The organism is Dyadobacter sp. CY326, assembly GCF_021390515.1.
Classification (GTDB): domain Bacteria; phylum Bacteroidota; class Bacteroidia; order Cytophagales; family Spirosomataceae; genus Dyadobacter.
Genome location: NZ_JAJUXI010000008.1, coordinates 186,509 through 208,900 on the forward strand (window position 1 = coordinate 186,509; position 22,392 = coordinate 208,900).

A 22,392-nucleotide genomic window follows, 5' to 3' on the forward strand; every position below is an offset into this window, starting at 1 on the left:
GCATCAATGTTGTCCACCATAATAGAAGTGTAGTCAGGGTTTTTACCTACCTTGGATCATCTTACATTGAACATATTACCAACCACAACGCCGTAAAAGGATAGCATGTGAGCAAGAACGAAATGCATAAGGAAGAAAAATCCGACCAATTTCCAGCTGCCTCAGAGCAAAAGGCGCAGCCACTTGTTGTTGGCATCGGGGCATCAGCCGGGGGCGTGGAAGCATTGGTCGAGTTTTTTGAGCAAGTGACCCCGGATTCCGGCATCGCCTATGTGGTGATCTTGCATTTGTCGCCCGACTACGACAGCCAATTAACCGAAGTGCTTGCCCAAGTGACGTCCATTCCGGTCACCAGGGTGACAGAAAAAGTTTTCATCCAGCCTAATAACGTGTATGTTGTCCCACCGGACCGGCACTTGCAAATGCAGGACGACCACGTCACGGTTTCGCCCAACATTCGTGTTGAGGAACGCCGTGCGCCTGTGGATATTTTCTTTCGCTCACTGGCCGAATCACACGGGCCAATGGCAGTCGGGGTGATTTTGTCAGGAACCGGAGCAAATGGTTCGATGGGCCTGAAAAGGATTAAGGAGAATGGCGGGGCTGTTTTTGTACAACATCCGCGGGAAGCGGAGTTCAATGAAATGCCGCGCCAAGCCATCGCCACCAACCTGGTCGACGACATATTATCTGTGTCCGAAATTCCTGCAAAGCTTGTTTCATATCGCGATAGCCTGGGAAGAGTGTCGATTCGTGCCGAGGCTGAAATGCGGCCCGAGGATCAGCAGCAGGCATTGCGCGAGATATTTACCCACCTGCGCCTACGCACGGGCCATGACTTTTCCAATTATAAGAGGCCTACGCTGATGCGCAGGTTTGAGCGCCGGATCAATGTCCGTAACCTGCCAGACCTCCCGACTTACGCAGCATTCCTGCGTGACAACCCGGAGGAAATCCAGGCTCTGCTTAAAGATTTATTGATTTCAGTCACCAACTTTTTCCGTGATAACAAGCCCTTTTTGGCACTGGAAAAAGACATACTTCCGATTATTGCCCGGCAGCAAGGCGCTGAGGGTGTTGTGCGCATATGGGTCGCTGGCTGCGCTACGGGCGAGGAAGCATACACGCTCGCAATGCTCATGGCCGAGCTTACAATGGATATGATTGATGCACCCAAAGTGCAGATCTTTGCCACTGATATTGACGAAGCAGCCATCACCATTGCCAGGGAAGGCCGTTATACGCTTAATGATGCCGCTGACATTTCTCCCGAGCGGTTGCGCCGGTTTTTGGTGCCAGACGGAGACGAATTCAAGATCCGTCAGGAAATTCGCGAGTTGGTGCTGTTTGCCCACCATAATGTTTTAAAAGATCCGCCTTTTTCCAGAATTGACCTCATCACCTGCCGCAACCTTTTGATCTATTTCAATAGTGTGGCACAGGAACGGGTCATGGAAACTTTTCATTTTGCATTAAAGCCAGGGGGTTACTTGTTGCTTGGGCTTTCAGAAACTACCGACGGCGCGGGTGATTTGTTTGCCAATGTCAGCCGTGAAAACCACATTTACCAAAGCCGCCCCGTTTCGGTCCGTGCCTATCCGGTGCCGGAAAACACATTGTTAATTCCTTCGGGAAGAAAACCGACGCAGGACACCGCAATGCCAAAAGATAGCCGCTCTTTGCCGAGCCGGCTCAACTTTGGGGATCTGCATCAGCAGCTTTTGGAACAATATGCGCCGCCTTCGATCATTGTCAATGAGGAATATGACATTCTGCATTTGTCTGAACGGGCGGGGCTTTATCTGCATGTGGCGGGTGGTGAGCCTTCCAAAAACCTGCTCAAACTGATCCGACCTGAGCTTCGTCTTGAACTTCGAACTGCATTTTATCAGGCTGTTCAACAAAAATCCAATGTGCAGGCTCCCAATCTTCGGGTGCGGATTGATGAGAAAACACAAACATTGACGTTGCATGTGCGCCCGGTCCTGGACGAAGATGACAGTTCGAGAAGCAATCCTGCAAGGGGTTTTTTATTGGTAATTTTTGAGCCAACTGGGCTGCATACCGGCCCCACAACCAGTGTCCTGGCTTCCGAAGAGCCCATGGCACGACAGCTGGAAGAAGAACTGGTTCATATCAAAGCGCAGCTGCGGACTTCCAGTGAGCAGCACGAAACCCAGGCAGAAGAGCTGAAAGCCTCTAACGAAGAGCTGCAAGCGATGAATGAGGAACTGCGTTCTGCGGCGGAAGAGCTGGAAACCAGCAAAGAAGAATTGCAATCGATCAATGAGGAATTGTCTACGGTCAACCAGGAATTGAAGGTTAAGGTTGACGAAATTTCGATGACCCGGAGCAACCTGCAAAACCTGATCAACTCAACGGATCTTGCAACCCTATTTTTAGACCGCAGCCTTCGGGTAAATCTCTTTACGCCGGCTGCGCGCAACATCTTCAATTTGATCCCATCGGACAGCGGCCGCCCTCTAACCGACATTACTAACCGGTTGGTTTATGATGAACTGGTAAGGGATGCGGAAGCCGTTCTTGATAAGCTGCAACCCGTTGAACGCGAAGTCGAAACGGGTGATGGCCGGCTGTTTTTAATGCGTGTGTTACCCTATCGCACGGCGGAAGACCGCATTAATGGTGTGGTGCTGACATTCGTTGACATTTCGAGACGCAAGGCGGCAGAAGAAGCCGTCCGCCAGTCCGAAGAGCGCATGCGCCTGGTGTTCGAAAGCGCCAGAGATTACGCCATTCTTACACTCGACCTCCAAGGCCGGGTGTCAAGCTGGAGCCTTGGCGCGCAAATGATGATGGGTTATTCCGAAGAATCAATCTTGGGCAAGCACGGCGATATTTTCTTTACATCCGAAGACAGGCAAAACGGCGTTCCTGAATATGAGCAGCAAACTGCGCGTGAGCTGGGTTATGCGGTAAACGAGCGCTGGCATGTGCGCAAGGACACAACGCGCTTCTGGGCATCTGGTTCTATGTCTCCATTGAAGGATGCGCATGGAAAACTCCTGGGCTATGTCAAGATCATGCGTGATCTAACAGAGCGGCGCGCTGCCGAAGAGGCGCGTTCCTTCCTGGCTGCCATCGTCGAATCCTCTCAGGATGCGATCATGACTGTCAATTTTGAAGGCGTCATCACCAGCTGGAACCATGCTGCCCAGGACCTTTATGGCTATTCGCCCGCACAGGCCATTGGTCAGCCACTGACGATGCTAACCTTGCCCGAAGACCTGAGCCAGATTTTAATGGATACGGAGAAGATCAAGGTTTCTGACAGAGTTGAAATTTTTGATGCAGTGCGCGTCAACAAAGATGGGCGCGAGATGCAGCTGGAAGTAATCATGTCGCCCGTGAAGAATGCGGGTGGCCAGGTTATCGGGGTTTCGACCATTGCGCGAGACATTACATCGCGCAAGCAAGCTGAGCATGCGCAAGCGCTCAAAAACTTTACTTTGCAGCAGCAAACCGAGTCGCTGGCTAGCACGGGAAGCTGGGAATACGATCGCGCAACTTCGGAATTCATCTGGTCAGAGGGAATGTATCAGTTGTTTGGCCTCCCGCTGGGCCAGCCGGTTCACACCAATATTTATCTCGACTACACCATCAATGCTGACAAGGAAGCTGCCCAGCAGTTTACCAATTGGCTTCTGGCAGGCACCGAACCTATTGAGCAGGTCCTTCGCATTCACGCGGAAAACACGGTAAAATATCTGAAAATTAAAGGATTGGCTCTACCGAACGGGGACGAGTCGCCAGTCAAGGCGCTGGGAACGGACTGGGACATTACCGAACAGATCCTGGCTCAGGAGCAGATCAGGCAGAGTGAAGCACAGCTCAGGACTCTTGTTGAGAATACGCCAGATGTCATAACGCGCTGGGATACAAACCTCCGTTTGCTTTTTGCCAACAATGCATTTATCGGTAAATCGGGGCAAACGCTGGACGACTTGATCGGCAAGACCAATACGCAAATGGGACAACCGGAAGAGATTGCGGTGCCCTATATGGACAAACTCCAGCAAACCTTTGACACCGGCAAACCCCAGGAACATTACAACTCATTTCCAACCCCGAAGGGACGCTTTGACTATTATTCGCGCATGGTGCCTGAGCGCGGGCCAGACGGTTCCGTTGTGAGTGTGCTGGCTATCGCCCGCGACATTACTGAACTGCAAAGTGCCCAGCAGCAAACACGCCAGATGGCCGAAAACCTGCAAGCAGTGCTCGACGCTTCGCCTGCCAGCATTGGCCTGTTAAAAGCCGTCAGAGATCAACAAGATGCCAACAAGGTGACTGGATTTGAGCTTGCTGTGGGCAACCAGAAGCTGGCTGAATTCTTTGACGAGCCACTTCACGAGCTGTTGGGAAAACCCGCTGAACACTTTGAAACATTGTTATGGGGACAACAGACGCTTGAATTTCTGACGCAGGTTTATCGTGACAATAACCCACGTTATGACGAAAAACACCTCAATTCTGACGGTCAGGATCGCTGGTTTGCCGTGGCTGTCAGCCGCCAGGACGACGGCGTGGTGCTCACCGGACTTGATATCACAGGACTGAAAAAGGCGCAGGCGCAACAGCAATACTGGCTCGAAGAGCTTCAAAATGCCAATCAAAGTGCCCAAACCGTTGCCCAGCTTCGCGAAGCGCTTAAAGAACGCGGGGAGCTGCTTCGGTCTGCGTCACACGATTTGCGAGGACAGGTCGGCGTGATAGCTTCGGCTGCACAGCTGCTTGGCATGTCCGGCGGTGACGTGGATAATAATGTTTTGGTTCAAATGATCCAGCGCAACACGCAGCAGATGACGCAGCTTATGAGTGGCCTGCTGGATTTTGCCCGTTTGGAAGCGGCTCAGGAAGTGGCCCACATCAGCAAATTCGACGTGGCAGGGCTTTTGTATGAGCTCGTACAAAATACAGAGCCTTTTGCAAAAGAGCGAGGATTGTGGCTGAGAGCAGAAGGACTCCCGAGCCTGGTTGTAGAAAGCGATCCGGTTCAAATACGCAGGATTGCGCAAAACCTTTTGCTTAATGCATTAAAATATACCGAAGAAGGTGGCGTTACAATCACCTGTGACAGGCTGACGGAATTACCCGGCTGGCATTTCACAGTTACGGACACAGGGCCAGGGTTGCCATCGGGGCTGCTTGCCCGACTAAAAGGAGAGCCGGAGCAGCAAGTCGAGGGCGAGTTTACGACAGCATCGGGAAGGTCTGGTGGAGAGGGCATTGGCATTGCAATTGTTACCCGCCTGTGTGTTCTCCTTGGCGGCAAGTTTATTGTAGACAGTCATCCCGGGGCGGGCACTCGGTTTGAGATCCGCTTTATCGACCATCAAGTAAATGAATGATAGCATGACAGAGATGGGAATTGCCCATAACACTATAATTAATTACGAATGCCACAGTCACGCCTCATTTATTTAGTAGACGACAGCAAAGATTACCGTTTTTTAGTTGAGCAGGTTTTTAAGATGTTTTTGCCGCAGCATCAGGTGCGGTTTTTTGCAGACGGTTCTGAGCTTGCCGACGACCTGGACTTGCTTGCAGCGCAGCATTCCGTTTTGCCCCGGGTAATTATCTTGGACATTGATATGCCCGTTTTAAATGGTTTTCAGACGCTTATGAGATTGAAAAATCATGATTACTGGAAGGCTGTGCCGGTAATCATGATGACCAACCGCGAACAGGCCGCCTTTCGTCATGAAAGCTTTCGGTTAAAGGCAAGCGCATTTTCGTTGAAGCCAATGGATATTATGGAAATCAAAACTGTTATGACTGCCATTTGCGAACACGAAGGTGATTTTACAGCATTGTATGATTGATGATTTAACCAACAAGCTTTAAGATTCAATTAAACGAAGCGCGGTAGTCAGAAGGGATTTGCTGGTTCGCTGGCACAATTCAACCTACATTTCAAAAGAAACTCCTGTCATATCTTCGGTAAATTGCCACAAACGTTTTGCGGAAGTTTCGTCTAACGAATATGGCTTGACACCGGTTGAAAATCCCTGCCCCTCAGCCAATTCGGCAATGTTCACGTCTTCACAATACACGCCGCCAATGTCGGCAAGGGACGGACTTGTTGCACACCAGATGGTTGTTGCTGCGCCTTGCGGAATGGTTTTAAGCGATTCGATAACCTCCGGAATTATATTCCCTTTGTCATCATAAAAGCCGAATTGCTGCAAAATTTCCAGAGGCGCTTCCCTGACCAGTTCGGTTCCCCAAATGTTGCCTGGGTGCACGGCATAAGCCCTTATGCCAAACGCTTTGGCGCGATTGTCCAGTTCGAGCGAAAAGAGGTTTACAGCTGTTTTGGATTGCCCGTAAGCCTGCAATGTTTGATATTCCTGCGTTTCAAAATTCGGGTCTTCGAAATTGAAAGGTGCAAACTGGTGTCCCTGAGAAGAAATGTTGATCACTCTGGCTCCGTTTGCTTTTTTTAATGCGCCCCATAACCTGGCAGTCAGCTGAAAAGTTGCCAGATAGTTCGTGGCTAACTGCGATTCAATCCCGCGACTGTTTCTGCGCAACGGCACGAACATGATTCCTGCATTGTTGATGAGCAGATGCAATGGTCTGTCAGATGCTAAAAATTTAGTCGCGAAAGCGTTAATGGAATCCGGCTCCATCAGGTCCATTTCTTCGATCTCCACTCGGGCAATGTCCTTCAAATTTTCCTTGGCCTTATCAATGCTTCTGGCAGGCACGATCACCGTCGCTCCTGCATTTGCAAGCGTTTTGGTCGTCTCCAAACCAATGCCTGTGTAGCCGCCCGTTACGATGGCAATTTTTCCTGTCAAATCAATTCCCTTAATGACGTCATTAGCAGTGGATGTGGCCGAAAACCCCGATTGAATCGGCTTTTGGGCTGCTCCGTCGTAATTATTTTGTTGCATGATTTTAAAAATGTGTTGTTAATAGAAGGGGCCGTAATTCGTTATTACAAACCATAAATCCCGCCCGAAACGGATATTTTTTCTCCTGAAATCCAGCCTGCATCGTCCGATGCAAGAAACACCGCAACCTTTGCAATGTCATCCGGCTGACCCGTGCGACCGAGTGGCGTGTTGGCAACGAATTTGGTTTCGGCCTCGCTTCCGATAAAGCCGGCACTCGTTGAACCTTCCGTTTCCACAACGCCCGGCAAAATGGAATTGATCCGGATATTTCTGCCGCTGAACTCTTTTGATAAAGAAACGGTGATGGCGTCCAGCGCAGCTTTGGTCGCGGAATAGACCGATCCCGTGGGAAGCGGGGATTTGCCTGCTTCGGAACTGATGTTGATCATGTTACAACTTTGTCCGCTCCTTCTTTACTCGATGCGTAATTCACGACTACATTTGCGCCTTCTGCCGCAAAATACTTCGCTATCGCAGCGCCTATGCCTTTTGAGGCACCGGTTACCACTGCTACTTTGTTCTCTAATTTGCCCACTTTTTGATTCGTTTTACTTTTGAATTGCAAAGCTAGGTCGAATTGGTTTATCTTAGTAACTTTGTATCTAAAAGTAACAGTAACCTTCAAGTAACAAAGTAACTTATGCAGTGCGTGCCCCGTCAAAGCGACAAACACAAAAAGGAGATGAGGGCAGTCCAGGACTCCATGGACGTGCTGAGTGGCAAATGGAAGATTTCAATTATCTCTTCCATTTGCTATTATAACAAAAGGAGGTTTTCGGACATTCTCAACGACGTTGTCGGCATTTCCAACAAAATGCTGAGTAAAGAGTTGAAAGAACTGGAAATGAATCAGTTGATAAAGCGCACAGTGTTAGACACGCAGCCCATCACCGTGCAGTACGAGCTCACGGATCATGGCCTGACATTGAAAACAATCATCGACAACCTGACCGCCTGGGGCACAGAACATCGCAAGAAGATTATTGGAAACTAGGAGCTTAAAACGCCTTCGTGCTGCACTCTTTTGAGGACTTCGTAACTGTGGATTCGCGCCTCCGGGTCATAAATGTGGCTGGTAACCATCAATTCATCGAGCTGCGTATGTTTCTGAAAATAGGCAAGATCGGTTCCGACTCTTTTTCTGTCGCCGATAAAAGTGTATTTCATCATTTGCCGCACCGCAGCCTCTTCATATTCTCCCCACAGCCCATCCATGCTTTCCACGGGCGGTTGCAATGGTCGGCGTTTGCCGGTTATGATTCCGGTTGCGAGCTGAAAAAACGAGGTGGCCAGCCGCTCGGCTTCCTGGCTGGTGTCCGCAGCGATCACATTGACGCAAGCCATGACATAAGGCTGCGCAAGATATTGTGACGGTCTGAAATTCCTGCGGTAAAGTTCTATGGCGGTCAAAAAATGATTGGGTGCGAAATGGCTCGCAAAAGCATAAGGCAATCCAAAATGTGCAGCCAGGCGCGCGCTGTCTGTGCTCGAACCCAGAATCCAGATCGGAATGTCCAGCCCTTCGCCTGGAATTGCGCGAACTTTGGAATTGCTGTTTTCTGATGAAAAATAGGTTTGCAATGCAATCACATCCTCCGGAAAATCCTGGGCTGTTTCCATGTTATTGCGCCTCAGCGCACGAGCTGTAATCTGGTCCGTTCCGGGTGCGCGACCGAGTCCCAAGTCTATGCGGCCGGGGTAAAGTGACGCAAGTGTCCCAAATTGTTCGGCAATGACAAGCGGCGCGTGGTTAGGCAACATAATGCCGCCGCTGCCCACACGGATCGTTTTTGTGCCGCCGGCAATGTAGCCGATCAGCACAGAAGTGGCTGAACTTGCGACACTTTCCATGTTATGGTGCTCGGCAAGCCAATAACGGTTGTAGCCAAGCGCTTCGACCCGCTGTGCGAGTCGAAGGCTGTTCCCGAATGTTGTGGCTGCATTATTTCCCTCCGTGATCGGTGCGAGATCGAGAATGGAAAATGGAATATCCTGAATGAGTTTATCTGCCATTTTATTTTATTATTTGCAAAATGTTTTTTGTCAAAACATCAAAAAAGATGTCGCTAACATTAAAACACTTTATTTAACTGCGCTCTCATTTTTACGAACAATTGAGAAAATATCAGTTCTTCTATCCTTCAAATTTCGGACACTTCCAAACTGATTTAATTCCCTTAACATGTCAATGTCCACGTCGGCGATTAAAATCATTTCTGTATTTGGCGTTGCTTCCGCTTTGATTCCGTTGGTAGGAAACGAGAAGTCGCAAGGTGTGAAAACCATCGACTGCGCATATTGAATGTCCATATTGTGAACTTTCGGCAAGTTGCCGACGCTGCCTGCAATGGCCACATAACATTCATTTTCGATCGCTCTTGCCTGCGCACAGTTTCTTACGCGGGAATATCCGTTTTGCGTGTCGGTAAGGAAAGGGACAAACAATATATTCATTCCCTCATCGGCCAGAATGCGGCTAACCTCTGGAAATTCAACGTCATAGCAAATCAAAATGCCTATTTTTCCACAGTCGGTGTCGAATGTTTTTAATGCGTTCCCGCCCTGCATACCCCAAACTTTCGCTTCGTCGGGCGTAACATGCAACTTTTCAAAACGTTCGATCCCACCATCCCTTTTGCATAAATAACCCACATTATAAAGGCTGTTGTCTACAACCTCGGGCATACTTCCGGTAATAATGTTAATGTTATAGGAAATGGCCAGCTCTGAAAAGCGATTGACAATTTCTTCTGTGTATTCTGCGAGTTTTCTGATGGCGTCGGGCTCAGCAAGATGGTTATAATCCGACATCAAAGGCGCATTGAAAAACTCTGGGAACAGCGCAAAATCAGACCGATATCCGGAAACCGCATCCACGAAATATTCAGCCTGCTGCATCAGTTCATCCAGGTCATTGTACAATCGCATTTGCCATTGAATCAAACCCAGTCTAATGATTGACTTTTTAAACGCCGCCTGATCCGAGCTTTTTTCATAATAAACATTGTCCCATTCAAGCAAAACTGCGTATTCGTTCGAGTCTTTATCGCCTTCCAGATAACCTTGCAATATGCGCGCAGGGTGAAAATCGTTAGACAGCTGAAAGTTTAAAACAGGATCGTGAATGTCCTTGTTCCGCACTTTTTCAATGTATTCTTTTGGGGAAATGGCATCGGCATATTGGTGGTAATTCGGAATGCGGCCGCCGAAGACAATTCCTTTTAAATTTAATTTTTCACAAAGCTCTTTTCTGTAATCATACAAACGCCTTCCTAATCGCAGGCCGCGAAATTTAGGCCGTATAAACACATCGATCCCGTATAACACATCGCCTTTGCTGGTGTGCGTCTTGAATGTATAGTTTCCGGTTATTTCTCTGTAAGTGTGTTTTGACTCGACTTTGTCATAGTCTACAATGATGGATAACGCGCATCCTGCCAGTTCGTTATCTACTTTTATACCCACTTGGCCTTCGTGGAAAATGTTGATCAATGTTTTGATATGATGTTCTTTCCAATAGGAATTCGCCATACTGGAATACGTCTCGATCATCATCTCCTTAATCTCCTGGTAATCTTCTGGTTTAAGAAAAACCAACTCAATATTCTCAATTGCCTTAATGTCTTTGTTTGTTTCCATGATGCATTACTCCGCTTAACCCGTTTTTGAGAGGGTGAATGCCGGAGAACTTTTTGATTGTAACCGGTTGATTTATAATGATTTATCGTTTGAATGCAATGTGTGAGCGACCAGTGAATCCTCTTCTTCGGTGTCACAAAAATAAAAAGTGCGGCTGAAATTGCGAACCTTAAAGAGAAGTAACAAAGAAACAACACGGAAGATTTCGTAAATATTAAAAGTCATGGACTTTCATAACAGCACCGCAATTGGCTCGGGGCGTCATTGCGTTACATTCAATGCCCGGCAATGCAGAGTATAAAGAGCCCGAAATCGCTTTCTTAATGAGAAAATGACTAACAATTACGCTATCCTATGAAGTCCTATTTTATTTCCCTGATTGTATTAATTGCCGCTTTTGGTGCAAACACATTACTCGCCCAAAAGGCCTCTCAATGGACTTACCTGTTCGACGGTAAATCCACGGACGCTTTACGCGGATACAAAATGGCTGGTTTTCCAGATCAGGCCTGGGTTGTTGAAGATGGCGCCCTCGTTGCCCAGACAGGCGTGCCCAACATTGACCTGGTGACCAAGCAGCCTTACAAGAATTTCGAACTTACACTTGACTGGAAAGTGTCCAAGGCAGGAAATAGCGGCATATTTTTCTATATGGACGAGGCCGCGGATAAAGAAGCTGGCAATGGAAACAGTCCGAATTGGCTGGATAATTTCGAAATGCAGCTTTTGGATGACATCAATTTCAATGACACTGCCGCCATCCGTTCCGCCGGCTCGTTGTATGACCTCATTGCGCCAAAACATAAGACACTGAAACCTGTGGGAGAATACAATCAGGCGAGGCTTGTGGTGAATAACAATCATGTAGAACATTGGATCAATGGCACCAAAGTGGTTGAATATCAGATCGGATCACCTGAGTTGAATCAATTGATCAGTAACAGCAAGTTCAAAAACAATCCCAAATTCGCAAAATCAACCAATGGACTGATCATGCTCCAGCATCACGGACAGAAGGTTTGGTTGAAGAATATCAAGGTCAGGAAGTTGTAATCGACGGAGCTCGCAGTTCGCTGACAACACCATATTATCTTATCGTTAACCACAATCAGCGGACTTCGCCAGCATTAACTTTGCAAATGGAACAAAGAAATGTTGTATTTATGAAATTATTGCTGGGCCTGTGCCTGATCCTGAGCCTCCGTGCCGTTGGTCAAATTGATGACGAAACTCCGATTAACAAGATCCAGGTTATCGGTTCCCACAATAGTTACAAACAGGCGATTGAACCGGCTTTGTTTCAGGTGTTTGAAAAGAGAGACTCCGTTTCAGCCAGTAAAATTGATTACGAGCATATCGCTATAACTGCGCAGCTGGATTTGGGCCTGCGCAACCTCGAAATTGATGTATATCCCGACGAGGCGGGTGGGAAATATGCTCATCCGAAAGGGCTGGATTTGGCGCCGGCACAAAAAGCATTTGATCCGGAAGGCAAGATGAAAGAGCCCGGATTCAAGATCCTGCACATTCCAGACCTGGATTTCCGCAGCCATTATCTGACATTGAACGAGTGCCTCCAAGACCTGAAAAATTGGTCAGACGCACATCCCAACCACACGCCTGTTTTCATCACATTGGAAGTGAAAGGCGCACTGGCGAAGGGCGGTGACGGCGCCACAGCACAAGGTTTGTCTGCAAAACACTTTGATGATCTGGATAAAATCCTGCTCGAAAAACTTGGACAGGATCACATCATTACGCCTGATATTGTGAGGGGCAACAATGAAACGTTGGAAGGCGCTGTCCTTCAAAACAGCTGGCCGAGCCTGAAAAAATCGAAAGGAAAATATCTGTTTATTTTAGACGATTCGGGTGCAAAGCGAGACTTGTACATCGCCGGGCATCCCTCATTGAAAGGGCGGACAATGTTTGCAAATGCTGTTCCGGGCACACCCGAGGCGGGCATGCTGATCAGGAACAATCCCAAAGCTCCCGAAATTAAAGACCTTGTCAAGAAGGGATACATCATCCGCACCCGCGCCGATGCGGACACGCGCGAAGCCCGAATGAATGACAGAAGCTCATTCGAAGCCGCCTGTGCCTCCGGCGCGCAGATCATCACGACGGATTATTATCAAAAGAGCACACATTTCAAATCGGATTATTCCGTCAGCTTCGACGGCGGCATTTATTTTCGCGCAAATCCGCTGTTTTGAAGCAAGTTAACCTTTAAAAACGGACGCCGTAAGTTCGACCATCTTTCCACCGCCTCGTTATATTTTTAACATTAGATTCTTGTTGTTTTATGCTTGCGAATGTCGCAAATCCCCCCTGCATTTGTTCAAAATGACTTCACGGGATGGTCTCATGCTGACTTATTTTTGTGACGGTTTAAAGCGCATTCAAATAACTCAAAATCGGATGAGAAAAATAATAGCAGCAATCAATATGACGCTCGACGGGTTTTGCGATCACACGGCAGTCGTTCCCGATGAAACAATGCACCAGCATTACGCCGACCTGTTAAGAAGCGCGGATATTACGCTGTATGGCAGGAAAACCTACCAGCTGATGGAATATTGGAAAAGCGTCGTGGAAAATCCAACCGGCGACAGGCAAACGGATGAATTTGCGATAGCAATGGACCGCATTCCAAAAGTTGTGTTTTCTCACACGCTGGAAACAGTTGATTGGGACAGCGCAAGGATCGCAGAACGAGGGCTTCAAGACGAAGTGCTATCGCTGAAAGAACAAGCGGGAAGGGATATTTTGGTTGGCAGCCGAAGCGTAATCATTGAATTAATAAACCTTCGACTCGTTGATGAATTGCAGATTATGGTCCATCCCGTGATCGCAGGAAGCGGCCTGCCGTTATTTGAGATGATTCATGACAGGAAGGATTTGACGCTTGTTAAAACGAAAACCTTCGATTTTGGAGCGGTGATACTGTATTACAAGCTTAAAGAGAAATAAATGCTGCTTTCCTGCATTACCCGTTACTTCTCCTATTCCTCAAAATAACGACAATCAGCGCCACAAAAGTGATCAGATAAACTATTCCAATGCCTACTTTTTTAAATCTAAATGTTTCAAAATCAAACTCCTTATACAACGCAGCGCCTATTACAACCGCTAAAATCCCCAAAATCACCGGAAATCCATTCTGTTCATTCTTCATATTCAAGTTGGGTTTAAAGTTTCGTTTCTTAGCGATTATGAGGGTCGTTGATTATGTCCTATTGTGCAATATCATGCTTTTATAGATTTGCAGCTCAAAACAGGAAGCAAAAACTTCTAAATGTGAATTAGCTCAGGCAGGTAAAACTAAAAAATGCGGCACAACAAAAACCTACATCTCACGCATTGAAAACAATGCAAGCGACATCCGACTTTCGACTCTAATGCGAATCGTCAGACAGGGCTTGGGTGGGAATTTGAAACTGAGCGTGACGGATTAAGGGAATCCCCAATTTTGTTAAAAACTTCCTCATTTTGGTTAAATCTGTTTTTTGTTGGTTGCGCAACTTTGCATCAACAAAAAACAGAACAAAATGAATATTGTAATCACAGGCTCGCTAGGGAATATTAGCAAGCCACTTGCGCAGGAATTAATCCAGAAAGGACATTCGGTTACCATTATTAGCAGCAAAGCGGAGAGACGGGACGCGATTGAGACATTTGGTGCAACAGCGGCCATTGGCACGATACAGGATCCCGAATTTTTAACCCAAACCTTCCTGGGAGCCGACGTCGTTTACCTGATGGAGGCCTGGGAAGGCATCGGCAGCGTCTTCGATAAAAATGTGGATTTTGTAGCTGCATTTACCAAAATCGGCAATAACTATAAGCAGGCAGTCGTGGCGTCTGGCGTAACCCGGGTCGTCCATTTAAGCAGCATCGGCGCCCATACCGACAAGGGAACGGGCAGCCTATATATTCACAACACGGTCGAGACAATCCTCAATGACCTGCCCGAATCTGTTTCCATCAAATTCATGCGCCCCGTCGGATTTTACACGAATCTTTACAGGTTTGTCGGCACAATCAAAACACAAGGTGCAATCATTCAAAGTTACGGAGGAGATCAGAAGGAGCCGTGGGTTTCACCACTGGACATTGCCACTACGATCGCGGAAGAAATGGAAAAACCTTTCAATGGAAGGTCGGTTCATTATCTGGCAAGTGATGAAGTTTCGCCCAACGAAATAGCCAGGACAATCGGTGAGGCCATTGGAATGCCTGATTTGAAATGGCAGGCGGTCCCGCGTGAACAAATGCTGCGGCAAATGCTGGATGCTGGCATGAACGAGTGGATTGCGAATGGTTTGGTCGAAATGTATGCGGCGCAGGAAAGCGGGACATTGTACGAAGATTTTTACCGCAACAAACCTGCATTCGGCAAAGTGAAGCTGGCTGATTTCGCAAAAGAATTTGCATTACAATATCACAAATAACCTGAATGCATCATGAAAAAAGTTTTGATCACCGGAGCGAACAAAGGTGTTGGCTTCGAAACAGCCAGGCAGCTTCTTCAACAAGGATATTACGTTTATCTCGGCAGCAGGAAATTAGAAAATGGCCTGGAAGCAATTGAAAAGCTGAAAAGCGAAGGCTTGGAGCATGTTGAAGCAATTCAGCTGGACGTGAGCGATGCGGCATCCGTGCTGGCGGCCCGTGCGGCAATCGGCGAGAAAACCGAAGTCCTGGATGTGTTGATTAACAACGCCGGAATCAATGGCGGATGGCCGCAAACAGCGCTGGAAGCAACGATTGACCAGTTTAAAGACGTTTTTGAAACCAATGTGTATGGGGTCGTAAGAGTAACGCAGGCATTTTTTGATTTACTTCAAAAATCACCCCAGCCCCGCATTGTGAATGTATCGTCGAGCGGATGCTCTTTGACTTTGCACAGCGACCCCACCTGGAAATACTACACCCATAAGGCGGCAGTGTACCCGTCGTCCAAGGCTGCCATGAACATGTACACCATTGATCTGGCCTATGATTTACGGGATACGGCGTTTAAAGTCAATGCGGTTTGTCCGGGTTTTGTAGCGACCGATTTCAATGGTCACCGGGGCACCGGCACAGTTCATGAAGGCGGCGCGCGGATTGCCAAATACGCAATGATCGGAAACGATGGTCCTAGCGGGCAGTTTTTTAGCGAAGAGTATAATCCTGAAACGGGTGTAACGCCTTGGTAGGCCAAATCCAGGTTAAGTTCGATATCTTTACTCTATGAAAACAGAAGCACCTGCTTTGTACAGATTTGAATCTTTGACAGACTTCCACCGGGTGTTTGGGCTTTCAAAGCCTGTGCACCCGATGGTAAGTTTTATCAAAATCGAAGATATGACGATTACGCCGGATGCATTGCCGCCGTCGATTGTCATGCCATTTTATAAAATTGCTTATAAGGCAAATGTTTGTGGCAGAGTTAAATACGGGCAAAACTATTATGACTTCGGTGAAGGCGGATTGGTGTTTACAGCGCCCGGTCAAATTTTTGAAAGTCCCACCGGCAATGCAAGCTCAGGCTACATTCTGCTTTTTCACCCGGACTTTCTCCTCTCCTATCCGCTCGCAAGCACCATCAAACAGTTCGGCTTTTTCACCTACGCTGCCAATGAGGCATTGCATCTTTCGGAAACAGAGCTTAATGCGATTTTCTCTGTTTTCAAAATCATTGAAGAAGAGCTTAACAGCAGGATCGACAAGTTCAGTCAGGACGTGTTGATTTCCCAAATTGAGCTGCTGCTCAATTACAGCAACCGGTTTTACGGCCGCCAGTTTATCACCCGAAAAGCGGCCAGCAATGACCTGCTGCAAAGGATAGAGGGCATTTTGGACGATTATTTCAAGAGCGGAAAACCTTCTGAAACAGGCGTCCCCACGGTGCAATTACTGGCAGAAAAGCTTGGGATGTCAGCCAGTTATTTGAGTGATATGCTGCGATCATTAACCGGAGAAAACGCCCAGCATCACATTCACGAAAAGCTCGTTGAAAAGGCAAAGGAAAGGCTGTCTACTTCAAACTTGTCCGTTTCTGAAATTGCTTACGAACTGGGCTTTGACTATCCGCAGTCATTCAGCCGCTTGTTCAAAACAAAAACAAACCTTTCCCCGCTGGCTTTCAGGCAATCGTTTAACTAGATGGTTTTCTTGCGAATGCGAGCGAGAAGGTTTTGGTTAAATGCGTTTTTTCCTTCGTCTGATAAACCAGCCAACAATAACCAATGCCAAAAGGCCGCCCGCGACGGGTAAAGACCAGAGTCTTTTGAAAATTCTCGTTGTCAATGGCTCACGCTTGAAACCGTATTCGGTGTAAGTTACGTTGGCGTCGCGCTCGCCTTTGTAGATCAGATTTAAACCCCAATCCGTTGCCGTCGGCAGCTCGGGAAGTTTTATAATGCCGGTTTTGCCGGAAACCAGTTGACCGTCCCCTACATTAACCCAAGTGCCGTTGCGCGGGTTGAACCACTGTGCACTATATACGCTGCTCAGTTTGCAACCCCGAATTTCTGACTGCGGACAACCTTTTTCAAAATAAACCAAAAAGATGTTCTTATCCGGTGTACGGGCGCAGTAAGCCCAGCCTTCATAACTCAATATGTCATGCGTTTTGTTTGGCGACACCAGGTCCGCCAATGGCACAAGTTCCTGATATCGGCGTCCGATAGAAAAAGCGAAAGTTTTCAAATATTGCATCTGGGCGGCTGATCCCCATTTGAATGCATCCCACATGTGAATGGGCGCCGCTGGCTCAATGTCCCCACCCCAAATTCCTTCCGCTCCATAAACGTGGCCCGCCAGTCCGCCGGACAAAAAGCTTCCATAAATCCCCGAACGCACGATCTCATTGTCATGCTCCGTGCCGCCGTCAGCGCCACGCGTGTAATTCACACCGTCCTTCCCCCGGTTGTCTTTATATCCCGAATAATAAGGCTCGCCATTCAATGCAGGTTTTGGGTTTTTAAGATTATAAATTTCTGTCAAATACCAGTAATTGTTGTGCTCCCGCTGATTACCGGTCTGGTGTAATGTCACCCACGAATCCTCGCCCCAGTTTTCGAGCGTAGAAGGGTTGGCGTTAGCAGACAACAGGTTCTCAAACGGAAGCGTCCCGAACCGTTCTTCAACATCTTTTATTGAATTGACAAAATCTTGCGGACTAACCGTTTTGGCAATAATATCCAAATGCACCGGACTTAGCACCGTGTTGTAAGCCTGGTAACGTGAATAAAAATATTGCAGAAAACGCGAATAAGACTCGGGCCAGCGGTGATATTTAAACCAAAGCAAGCTGGCATCCCGCCTGGTCGCTTCCATGAACGGAATGATCCCGTTTGCATTGAGATAAGCGATCTTCCGGTCAATGTATTTGAAATATTCGGGGTTGAGCTGATCCATATCGGGGAAATAATTTTCATAGCCGGGCACTTTTCCAGGGAACAAAAACGGCCTTCCGCCTTCGTTATCCATGTTTTTAGCGCTTCCCGTGCCAAACTCTTCCCAGGCTGATCGCAACGTTGTTTTTGCAGAATCGGCTAAAACCATCGTATAAGTGCTGTCATCGGTTTTCCAGTTAGGATATGCGGCGATCATACTCACCCAGTTGTAACCTTGTGCTTTGCGGAGGCGGACGTAATCTTTAAATCCTGCCTTAGGACCAATAGGTCTTTTCACTTCATCGTCATACCATTTGAAGCGGTCTGCTCCGAGAGAAAACCAGGTGTCGCCGATGGCCAGATAGGGTGTGCTGTCCGCGAAATTCAATGCATGTTGGTTGGGTGATGCTCTCAGAAAGCCACGCCTCAGCGGATTCTCCAATTTTTCTTTCTCGCTCCAAGCAACAGCCGTAAATGAACCGGCCTTTCCGGAAAGTCCCGGATCATGTGGGTTAGATCCGCTTTTCCAGGTCCAGTTGCCTGCTTTCATGGCAACCAGCCGCACACGGAATGTATTGCCCCCATCCCAAAATCCATAAATGCGCTTTTTAAATCCCGGACCCGTCAGCTCAACCCACACGGTCATATCTGTGTATGGATTTTTGTAGGTGTTGGTGGCAGTGAATGTAAGCTCCTGCATTTCCCAAATGTGAACGGGCAGCGCAGCAGTTGTCTGTAAGCAAACAAATAGGAGGAGCCAGGAAAAAAGTAAGCGCGGTAGAGATTTCATCTAAATTTTTTAAAGCTTAGGTCTGATAGAGTCGGTGTTTTTAGCAAAAAACTGAATTTAGTTTGAAGTTCTTTTAATGCAATAAGTTTTTTCGACTTAACTCCGCTAAGAGCGTTTTTTCGAGCGATCGGTCGCGCTTGCATCATTTGTTAATTTAACCGTAACATCAAAGTCCTGGCAGATCATTTAGTTTTGCGGCCTATCGGATTATTATGAAAAGACTATTATTATCGATCTGCTGCCTGGCCGCATGGCCTGTTTTGGGCCAACCAGTTAATGATCAATTTCCGCAGGGACACTCGCACAACGATTATCTTCAACCTGCACCATTCACACTGGCTTATCACCAAAAATTCGGGTCGATTGAAGCTGATGTTTTTTTCATTAACGACACACTTTTCGTGGCGCATGAAAGAAGTCACGTTGATCGGGAGCGGACTTTTGATAAACTTTATCTTCAACCCATTCTCAAAATCGCTGCCGAAAACAAGGGAAAGGTTTACGAAAATAGAAAGCTGCAATTACTCGTCGATCTGAAAACGCAGGGCAGACCGGCATTGGAAGCGCTTTCTAAATTACTTGCGCCATATGAGGCGATCTTTGGTGAAAAAGGCAGTGTGCAGGTTGTGGCAAGTGGCAATGTTCCCGCTCCTGACACATTTGATCAATATCCTGTTTTTATTTCCTTCGACGGTCGCCCGAATGTCAAATATTCTCCTGAACAGCTCAAACGCATCGGTTTGATCAGCCAGGATTTTGCCCGTTATTCCAAATGGAATGGAAAAGGAATTCCGGTTGAAGAAGATCGTAAAAAGTTGCTCGAAGCGGTCAAAACGGCACACGACGCGCAAAAGCCGTTCCGTTTTTGGGCAAGTCCTGATAATATCAACAGCTGGAAACAGTTGATCAACCTCGGCGTGGACTACATTAACACCGACAAAGTGACAGCATTCGGAACTTTTCTGGACGGTCGAAAAAATGCAGAATTTCAGGCGCAAAGCTTTCAAGAAGTTTACCAGCCAACGTATCGCAATAACGATTCGAAGGGAACTGTCAAAAACATCATCCTCCTGATAGGCGACGGAATGGGGCTCGCGCAGATCCACGCAGGACTGACTGGCAATGCGGGGAAACTGAACCTTGCGCAGTTCCTGAACATTGGTTTTTCCAAAACGGCTTCTTCCGATAATTACATTACCGACTCTGCCGCAGGAGCTACGGCTTTTGCCACAGGAAAGAAAACGCGCAACCGGGCCATCGGCGTAGATTCCAATCTGGTGCCGGCCAAGTCGATTGTTAAAGACTTTCAGGCAGCAGGGAAAAAAATTGCATTGATCTCGTCGGGTGACATTACTGACGCAACACCTGCATCTTTTTACGCGCACCGGCCCGAACGAAGTCTGATGGACAGCATTGCGAAAGACTATTTTTCCAATCAGGTCGATATCCTGATCGGCGGAGGAATGGAACATTTCGAGCGCACGGGCGTGGCTGAACAGTTGACAAAAAAGGGTGTAACGGTCTCGGGCAAATGGGAAGCACTTTCAACCGTCAAAGCCCCTTTTCTGCTCCTCGATCCACACAATGCCAAATCCATTCAAAACGGCCGCGGCAACTTCCTGACCGATTCTTTTAAAAAGGCAATTCAGGAGTTCAAAACCAACAAATCAGGATTTTTCATGATGGCGGAAGGCGCGCAGATCGACTATGGCGGGCATGCCAACATTGTCAGTTATGCGGTGAACGAAATGCTGGATTTTGACAAACTGGTTGGCGAGGCGCTTCGTTTTGCAGACAGCAACGGTGAGACATTAATCATAGTAACCGCAGACCACGAAACGGGCGGGCTCACTTTGCTTGACGGCAATTTGAAAACGGGTTATGTGGACGGACATTTCAGCACCGACGATCACACGGGCATCATGGTTCCCGTTTTCGCCTACGGCCCGCATTCGCTCGATTTTCGCGGGGTTTACGAGAATACTGAAATCTACAAGAAAATGCTTGCACTGATCAAGTAATCGAAGATGCGCCCCGAGATCTCAGCAAATTGTGAGCGCAAATGACGAAGTAAGAAGCAGTTATAACATTCGCCGGGAACAGTTTTATTAAAGGCCCGGCGAAAGGTTGCTTATTTATTTTCGTCAAAGAATGTTCAAATACAATGTTGCAATTCTTATCGCTGCTTTGATCCTGTGCTGCAACCCGTTTCGGGTCTTTGCACAAAATCCGGCCAGCGGGTGGGTTTTCGTTTCTCATACCCAAAAGCTTAATTCCCGGTGGGATTTGCTTTTTGATGCGCAAGTGCGGACTGGTAACAAGCTTGAACGGGTCAACACCTTGTTGTTGCGTTCGGGGCTCAATTATAATTTGAATAAAAAGAGTGCTGTTGCGCTGGGTTATGCTTCGAAAAACGACTGGGAGCAAGGTGATACAGGAAGTCACTTTCAGCCCGAGCACCGGATTTATCAGCAGTTTATTTTCAAAACTACACTTGGAAAAGCCGAATTGACAGGACGCGCCCGTTACGAGCAGCGTTTTATCCGATCGGAAGATGAATTTTTATTTTCTCAACGATCCCGCGCGTTTGTTGCCTGTCAGATCCCTTTGTTCGCTGCGAAAGATTTTCAAAAGGGAATGTATGTCAATGTTCAGGATGAAATTTTCCTGAACGTCTCCCACAAGCAACATTTGAACAATTCATTTTTTGATCAAAACAGAATCCTGGGATCGCTTGGTTATCGATGGAGTGATAAAATCGACACGGAAGTCGGTTATATGTGGTGGTTTCAGCGGGAAGTTGAAGGTGATGTGTCCAGCAATGTGATTCAATTGATGATCACGTCAAGTTTTTAATCTTTGGCGGCAAAAGTTCGGGGACGCATTGAAACTTTACTTTGCGCAAAAAGAAAATTTCTATATTGAATTGAAACTGAAAATTGCGCAATGTATCTGGGACTAGATGGATGCCGGAGCGGCTGGCTCGTGGCGACGATCGATGGGGAGAAAAGGCTAAGTCACTCGTTAATCCCGTCGTTGAATGAGCTGCCACGCGTTCCCGTGCAATTGGCGTTGATCGATATTCCGCTCGAATGTGCTGATCACATTTACCGCCCTTGTGAAATATCCGCGCGAGCAATTTTAGGTCCCAAAAAAAGCGCATCAGTTTTCCTGACGCCACACCGCAGCGCCGTTTATGCGAACGACTATGCAGAGGCAAACCGTCTTAACAAACTGCATCTTGGCAAAGGATTATCCATACAGACCTGGAATATTTGCAATAAGATTAAAGAGGCAATCAACTTTGTCGCTGTCCATCCCAGTTATCCATTGTTTGAAGCACACCCGGAACTTTGCTTTCACTTTCTTAATCAAGGTCAACCCTTACTTTCAAAAAAAGCAAGTCCGGAAGGCGCTGCCGACAGGTTAAAAATCATTGCAGCTCATGATAAAGATTACCCCAATGTGATTGCTGAAACCATGCGCATTACAAAACGAAAAGACCTGAAACTGGACGACATTCTCGACGCGACGATCCTTGCGATCAGAGCCAGCGCTGAGGATCTTCGAGCCACGCCCGCACACAAGCGTGTCGGGGACCGGGCAGCTATTTTATATTGATTTGATCAGATTTGACACATTGACTTCG

Annotated in this window: 20 protein-coding genes; 13 read left to right on the plus strand and 7 right to left on the minus strand. The window is 47.5% G+C overall.

All coding sequences use genetic code 11. The features are described from left to right. The first annotated feature begins 107 nt into the window (after positions 1-107). Both LZG73_RS17245 and LZG73_RS17250 read left to right on the plus strand, forming a co-directional pair. Positions 108-5,372 (plus strand): PAS domain S-box protein, encoded by a 5,265-nt coding sequence (locus LZG73_RS17245; RefSeq protein WP_233852825.1) that lies wholly within the window; start codon positions 108-110, stop codon positions 5,370-5,372. Positions 5,373-5,420: 48 nt separating this feature from the next. After that, positions 5,421-5,846, plus strand: a complete 426-nt coding sequence (locus tag LZG73_RS17250; RefSeq protein WP_233852828.1) for a two-component system response regulator — start codon at positions 5,421-5,423, stop codon at positions 5,844-5,846. 84 nt (positions 5,847-5,930) lie between these two features. Here LZG73_RS17250 and LZG73_RS17255 read toward each other — a convergent pair whose 3' ends face one another. Genes LZG73_RS17255 through LZG73_RS17265 form a run of 3 tightly spaced genes read right to left on the minus strand, consistent with a single transcriptional unit; the run spans position 5,931 to position 7,461 of the window. After that, a complete protein-coding gene (locus LZG73_RS17255) occupies positions 5,931-6,923 on the minus strand; it encodes an SDR family NAD(P)-dependent oxidoreductase (protein WP_233852831.1) in 993 nt (330 codons plus the stop codon). 44 nt (positions 6,924-6,967) lie between these two features. Then, complete coding sequence (locus LZG73_RS17260; protein WP_233852832.1) at positions 6,968-7,315, minus strand: SDR family NAD(P)-dependent oxidoreductase; 348 nt, start codon at positions 7,313-7,315, stop codon at positions 6,968-6,970. Beyond that, positions 7,312-7,461 carry an SDR family NAD(P)-dependent oxidoreductase gene (locus LZG73_RS17265; protein ID WP_233852836.1) on the minus strand — a complete coding sequence of 50 codons (150 nt, stop codon included), beginning with the start codon at positions 7,459-7,461 and terminating at the stop codon, positions 7,312-7,314. Before LZG73_RS17265 ends, LZG73_RS17260 begins: the two co-directional genes overlap by 4 nt. A gap of 147 nt (positions 7,462-7,608) precedes the next feature. Between LZG73_RS17265 and LZG73_RS17270 the strand changes: the two genes are divergently transcribed. Continuing rightward, positions 7,609-7,920, plus strand: coding sequence for a helix-turn-helix domain-containing protein (locus LZG73_RS17270; protein ID WP_233852837.1), 312 nt, complete (start codon positions 7,609-7,611; stop codon positions 7,918-7,920). Here LZG73_RS17270 and LZG73_RS17275 read toward each other — a convergent pair. Together LZG73_RS17275 and LZG73_RS17280 are read right to left on the minus strand one after the other, a co-directional pair. Then, complete coding sequence (locus tag LZG73_RS17275; RefSeq protein ID WP_233852838.1) at positions 7,917-8,939, minus strand: LLM class flavin-dependent oxidoreductase; 1,023 nt, start codon at positions 8,937-8,939, stop codon at positions 7,917-7,919. The two genes, LZG73_RS17270 and LZG73_RS17275, sit on opposite strands and share 4 nt — an antisense overlap. A gap of 69 nt (positions 8,940-9,008) precedes the next feature. After that, positions 9,009-10,565, minus strand: coding sequence for a carbon-nitrogen hydrolase family protein (locus LZG73_RS17280; RefSeq protein WP_233852840.1), 1,557 nt, complete (start codon positions 10,563-10,565; stop codon positions 9,009-9,011). A gap of 354 nt (positions 10,566-10,919) precedes the next feature. Between LZG73_RS17280 and LZG73_RS17285 the strand changes: the two genes are divergently transcribed. From LZG73_RS17285 to LZG73_RS17295, 3 genes are all read left to right on the plus strand, one after another. Continuing rightward, positions 10,920-11,618: a DUF1080 domain-containing protein gene (locus LZG73_RS17285; RefSeq protein ID WP_233852841.1), complete on the plus strand. Its 699-nt coding sequence runs from the start codon at positions 10,920-10,922 to the stop codon at positions 11,616-11,618. A gap of 110 nt (positions 11,619-11,728) precedes the next feature. Further along, the gene (locus tag LZG73_RS17290) at positions 11,729-12,781 is read left to right on the plus strand and encodes a phosphatidylinositol-specific phospholipase C1-like protein (protein WP_233852842.1); all 1,053 of its coding nucleotides are present in this window, start codon (positions 11,729-11,731) and stop codon (positions 12,779-12,781) included. Positions 12,782-12,986: 205 nt separating this feature from the next. Further along, positions 12,987-13,538: a dihydrofolate reductase family protein gene (locus LZG73_RS17295; protein ID WP_233852843.1), complete on the plus strand. Its 552-nt coding sequence runs from the start codon at positions 12,987-12,989 to the stop codon at positions 13,536-13,538. Positions 13,539-13,554: 16 nt separating this feature from the next. On the opposite strand, the gene LZG73_RS17300 is transcribed toward LZG73_RS17295, so the two are convergent. Next, complete coding sequence (locus LZG73_RS17300) at positions 13,555-13,743, minus strand: hypothetical protein (RefSeq protein ID WP_233852844.1); 189 nt, start codon at positions 13,741-13,743, stop codon at positions 13,555-13,557. An 85-nt stretch (positions 13,744-13,828) separates the two neighbouring features. Here LZG73_RS17300 and LZG73_RS25595 point away from each other — a divergent pair, with 85 nt between their 5' ends. From LZG73_RS25595 to LZG73_RS17320, 4 genes are all read left to right on the plus strand, one after another. Further along, positions 13,829-14,023 carry a helix-turn-helix domain-containing protein gene (locus tag LZG73_RS25595; protein ID WP_310588450.1) on the plus strand — a complete coding sequence of 65 codons (195 nt, stop codon included), beginning with the start codon at positions 13,829-13,831 and terminating at the stop codon, positions 14,021-14,023. Between the two features lie 93 nt (positions 14,024-14,116). Next, positions 14,117-15,019, plus strand: a complete 903-nt coding sequence (locus LZG73_RS17310; RefSeq protein WP_233852848.1) for an NAD(P)H-binding protein — start codon at positions 14,117-14,119, stop codon at positions 15,017-15,019. A 12-nt stretch (positions 15,020-15,031) separates the two neighbouring features. Continuing rightward, the gene (locus LZG73_RS17315; RefSeq protein WP_233852850.1) at positions 15,032-15,769 is read left to right on the plus strand and encodes an SDR family oxidoreductase; all 738 of its coding nucleotides are present in this window, start codon (positions 15,032-15,034) and stop codon (positions 15,767-15,769) included. A gap of 34 nt (positions 15,770-15,803) precedes the next feature. Beyond that, positions 15,804-16,718 carry an AraC family transcriptional regulator gene (locus tag LZG73_RS17320; protein ID WP_233852852.1) on the plus strand — a complete coding sequence of 305 codons (915 nt, stop codon included), beginning with the start codon at positions 15,804-15,806 and terminating at the stop codon, positions 16,716-16,718. Positions 16,719-16,754: 36 nt separating this feature from the next. On the opposite strand, the gene LZG73_RS17325 is transcribed toward LZG73_RS17320, so the two are convergent. Further along, positions 16,755-18,743 carry a DUF4038 domain-containing protein gene (locus tag LZG73_RS17325; protein ID WP_233852854.1) on the minus strand — a complete coding sequence of 663 codons (1,989 nt, stop codon included), beginning with the start codon at positions 18,741-18,743 and terminating at the stop codon, positions 16,755-16,757. 212 nt (positions 18,744-18,955) lie between these two features. On the opposite strand from LZG73_RS17325, the gene LZG73_RS17330 reads away from it, so the two are divergent. The 3 genes from LZG73_RS17330 to LZG73_RS17340 all read left to right on the plus strand — a co-directional run bounded on the left by LZG73_RS17330 (position 18,956) and on the right by LZG73_RS17340 (position 22,364). Continuing rightward, on the plus strand, positions 18,956-20,764 hold the full coding sequence (locus tag LZG73_RS17330) for an alkaline phosphatase (protein WP_233852856.1): 1,809 nt from the start codon (positions 18,956-18,958) through the stop codon (positions 20,762-20,764). 130 nt (positions 20,765-20,894) lie between these two features. Further along, on the plus strand, positions 20,895-21,599 hold the full coding sequence (locus tag LZG73_RS17335) for a DUF2490 domain-containing protein (RefSeq protein ID WP_233852857.1): 705 nt from the start codon (positions 20,895-20,897) through the stop codon (positions 21,597-21,599). A 90-nt stretch (positions 21,600-21,689) separates the two neighbouring features. Continuing rightward, on the plus strand, positions 21,690-22,364 hold the full coding sequence (locus LZG73_RS17340; protein ID WP_233852858.1) for a DUF429 domain-containing protein: 675 nt from the start codon (positions 21,690-21,692) through the stop codon (positions 22,362-22,364). Positions 22,365-22,392 lie beyond the last annotated feature (28 nt).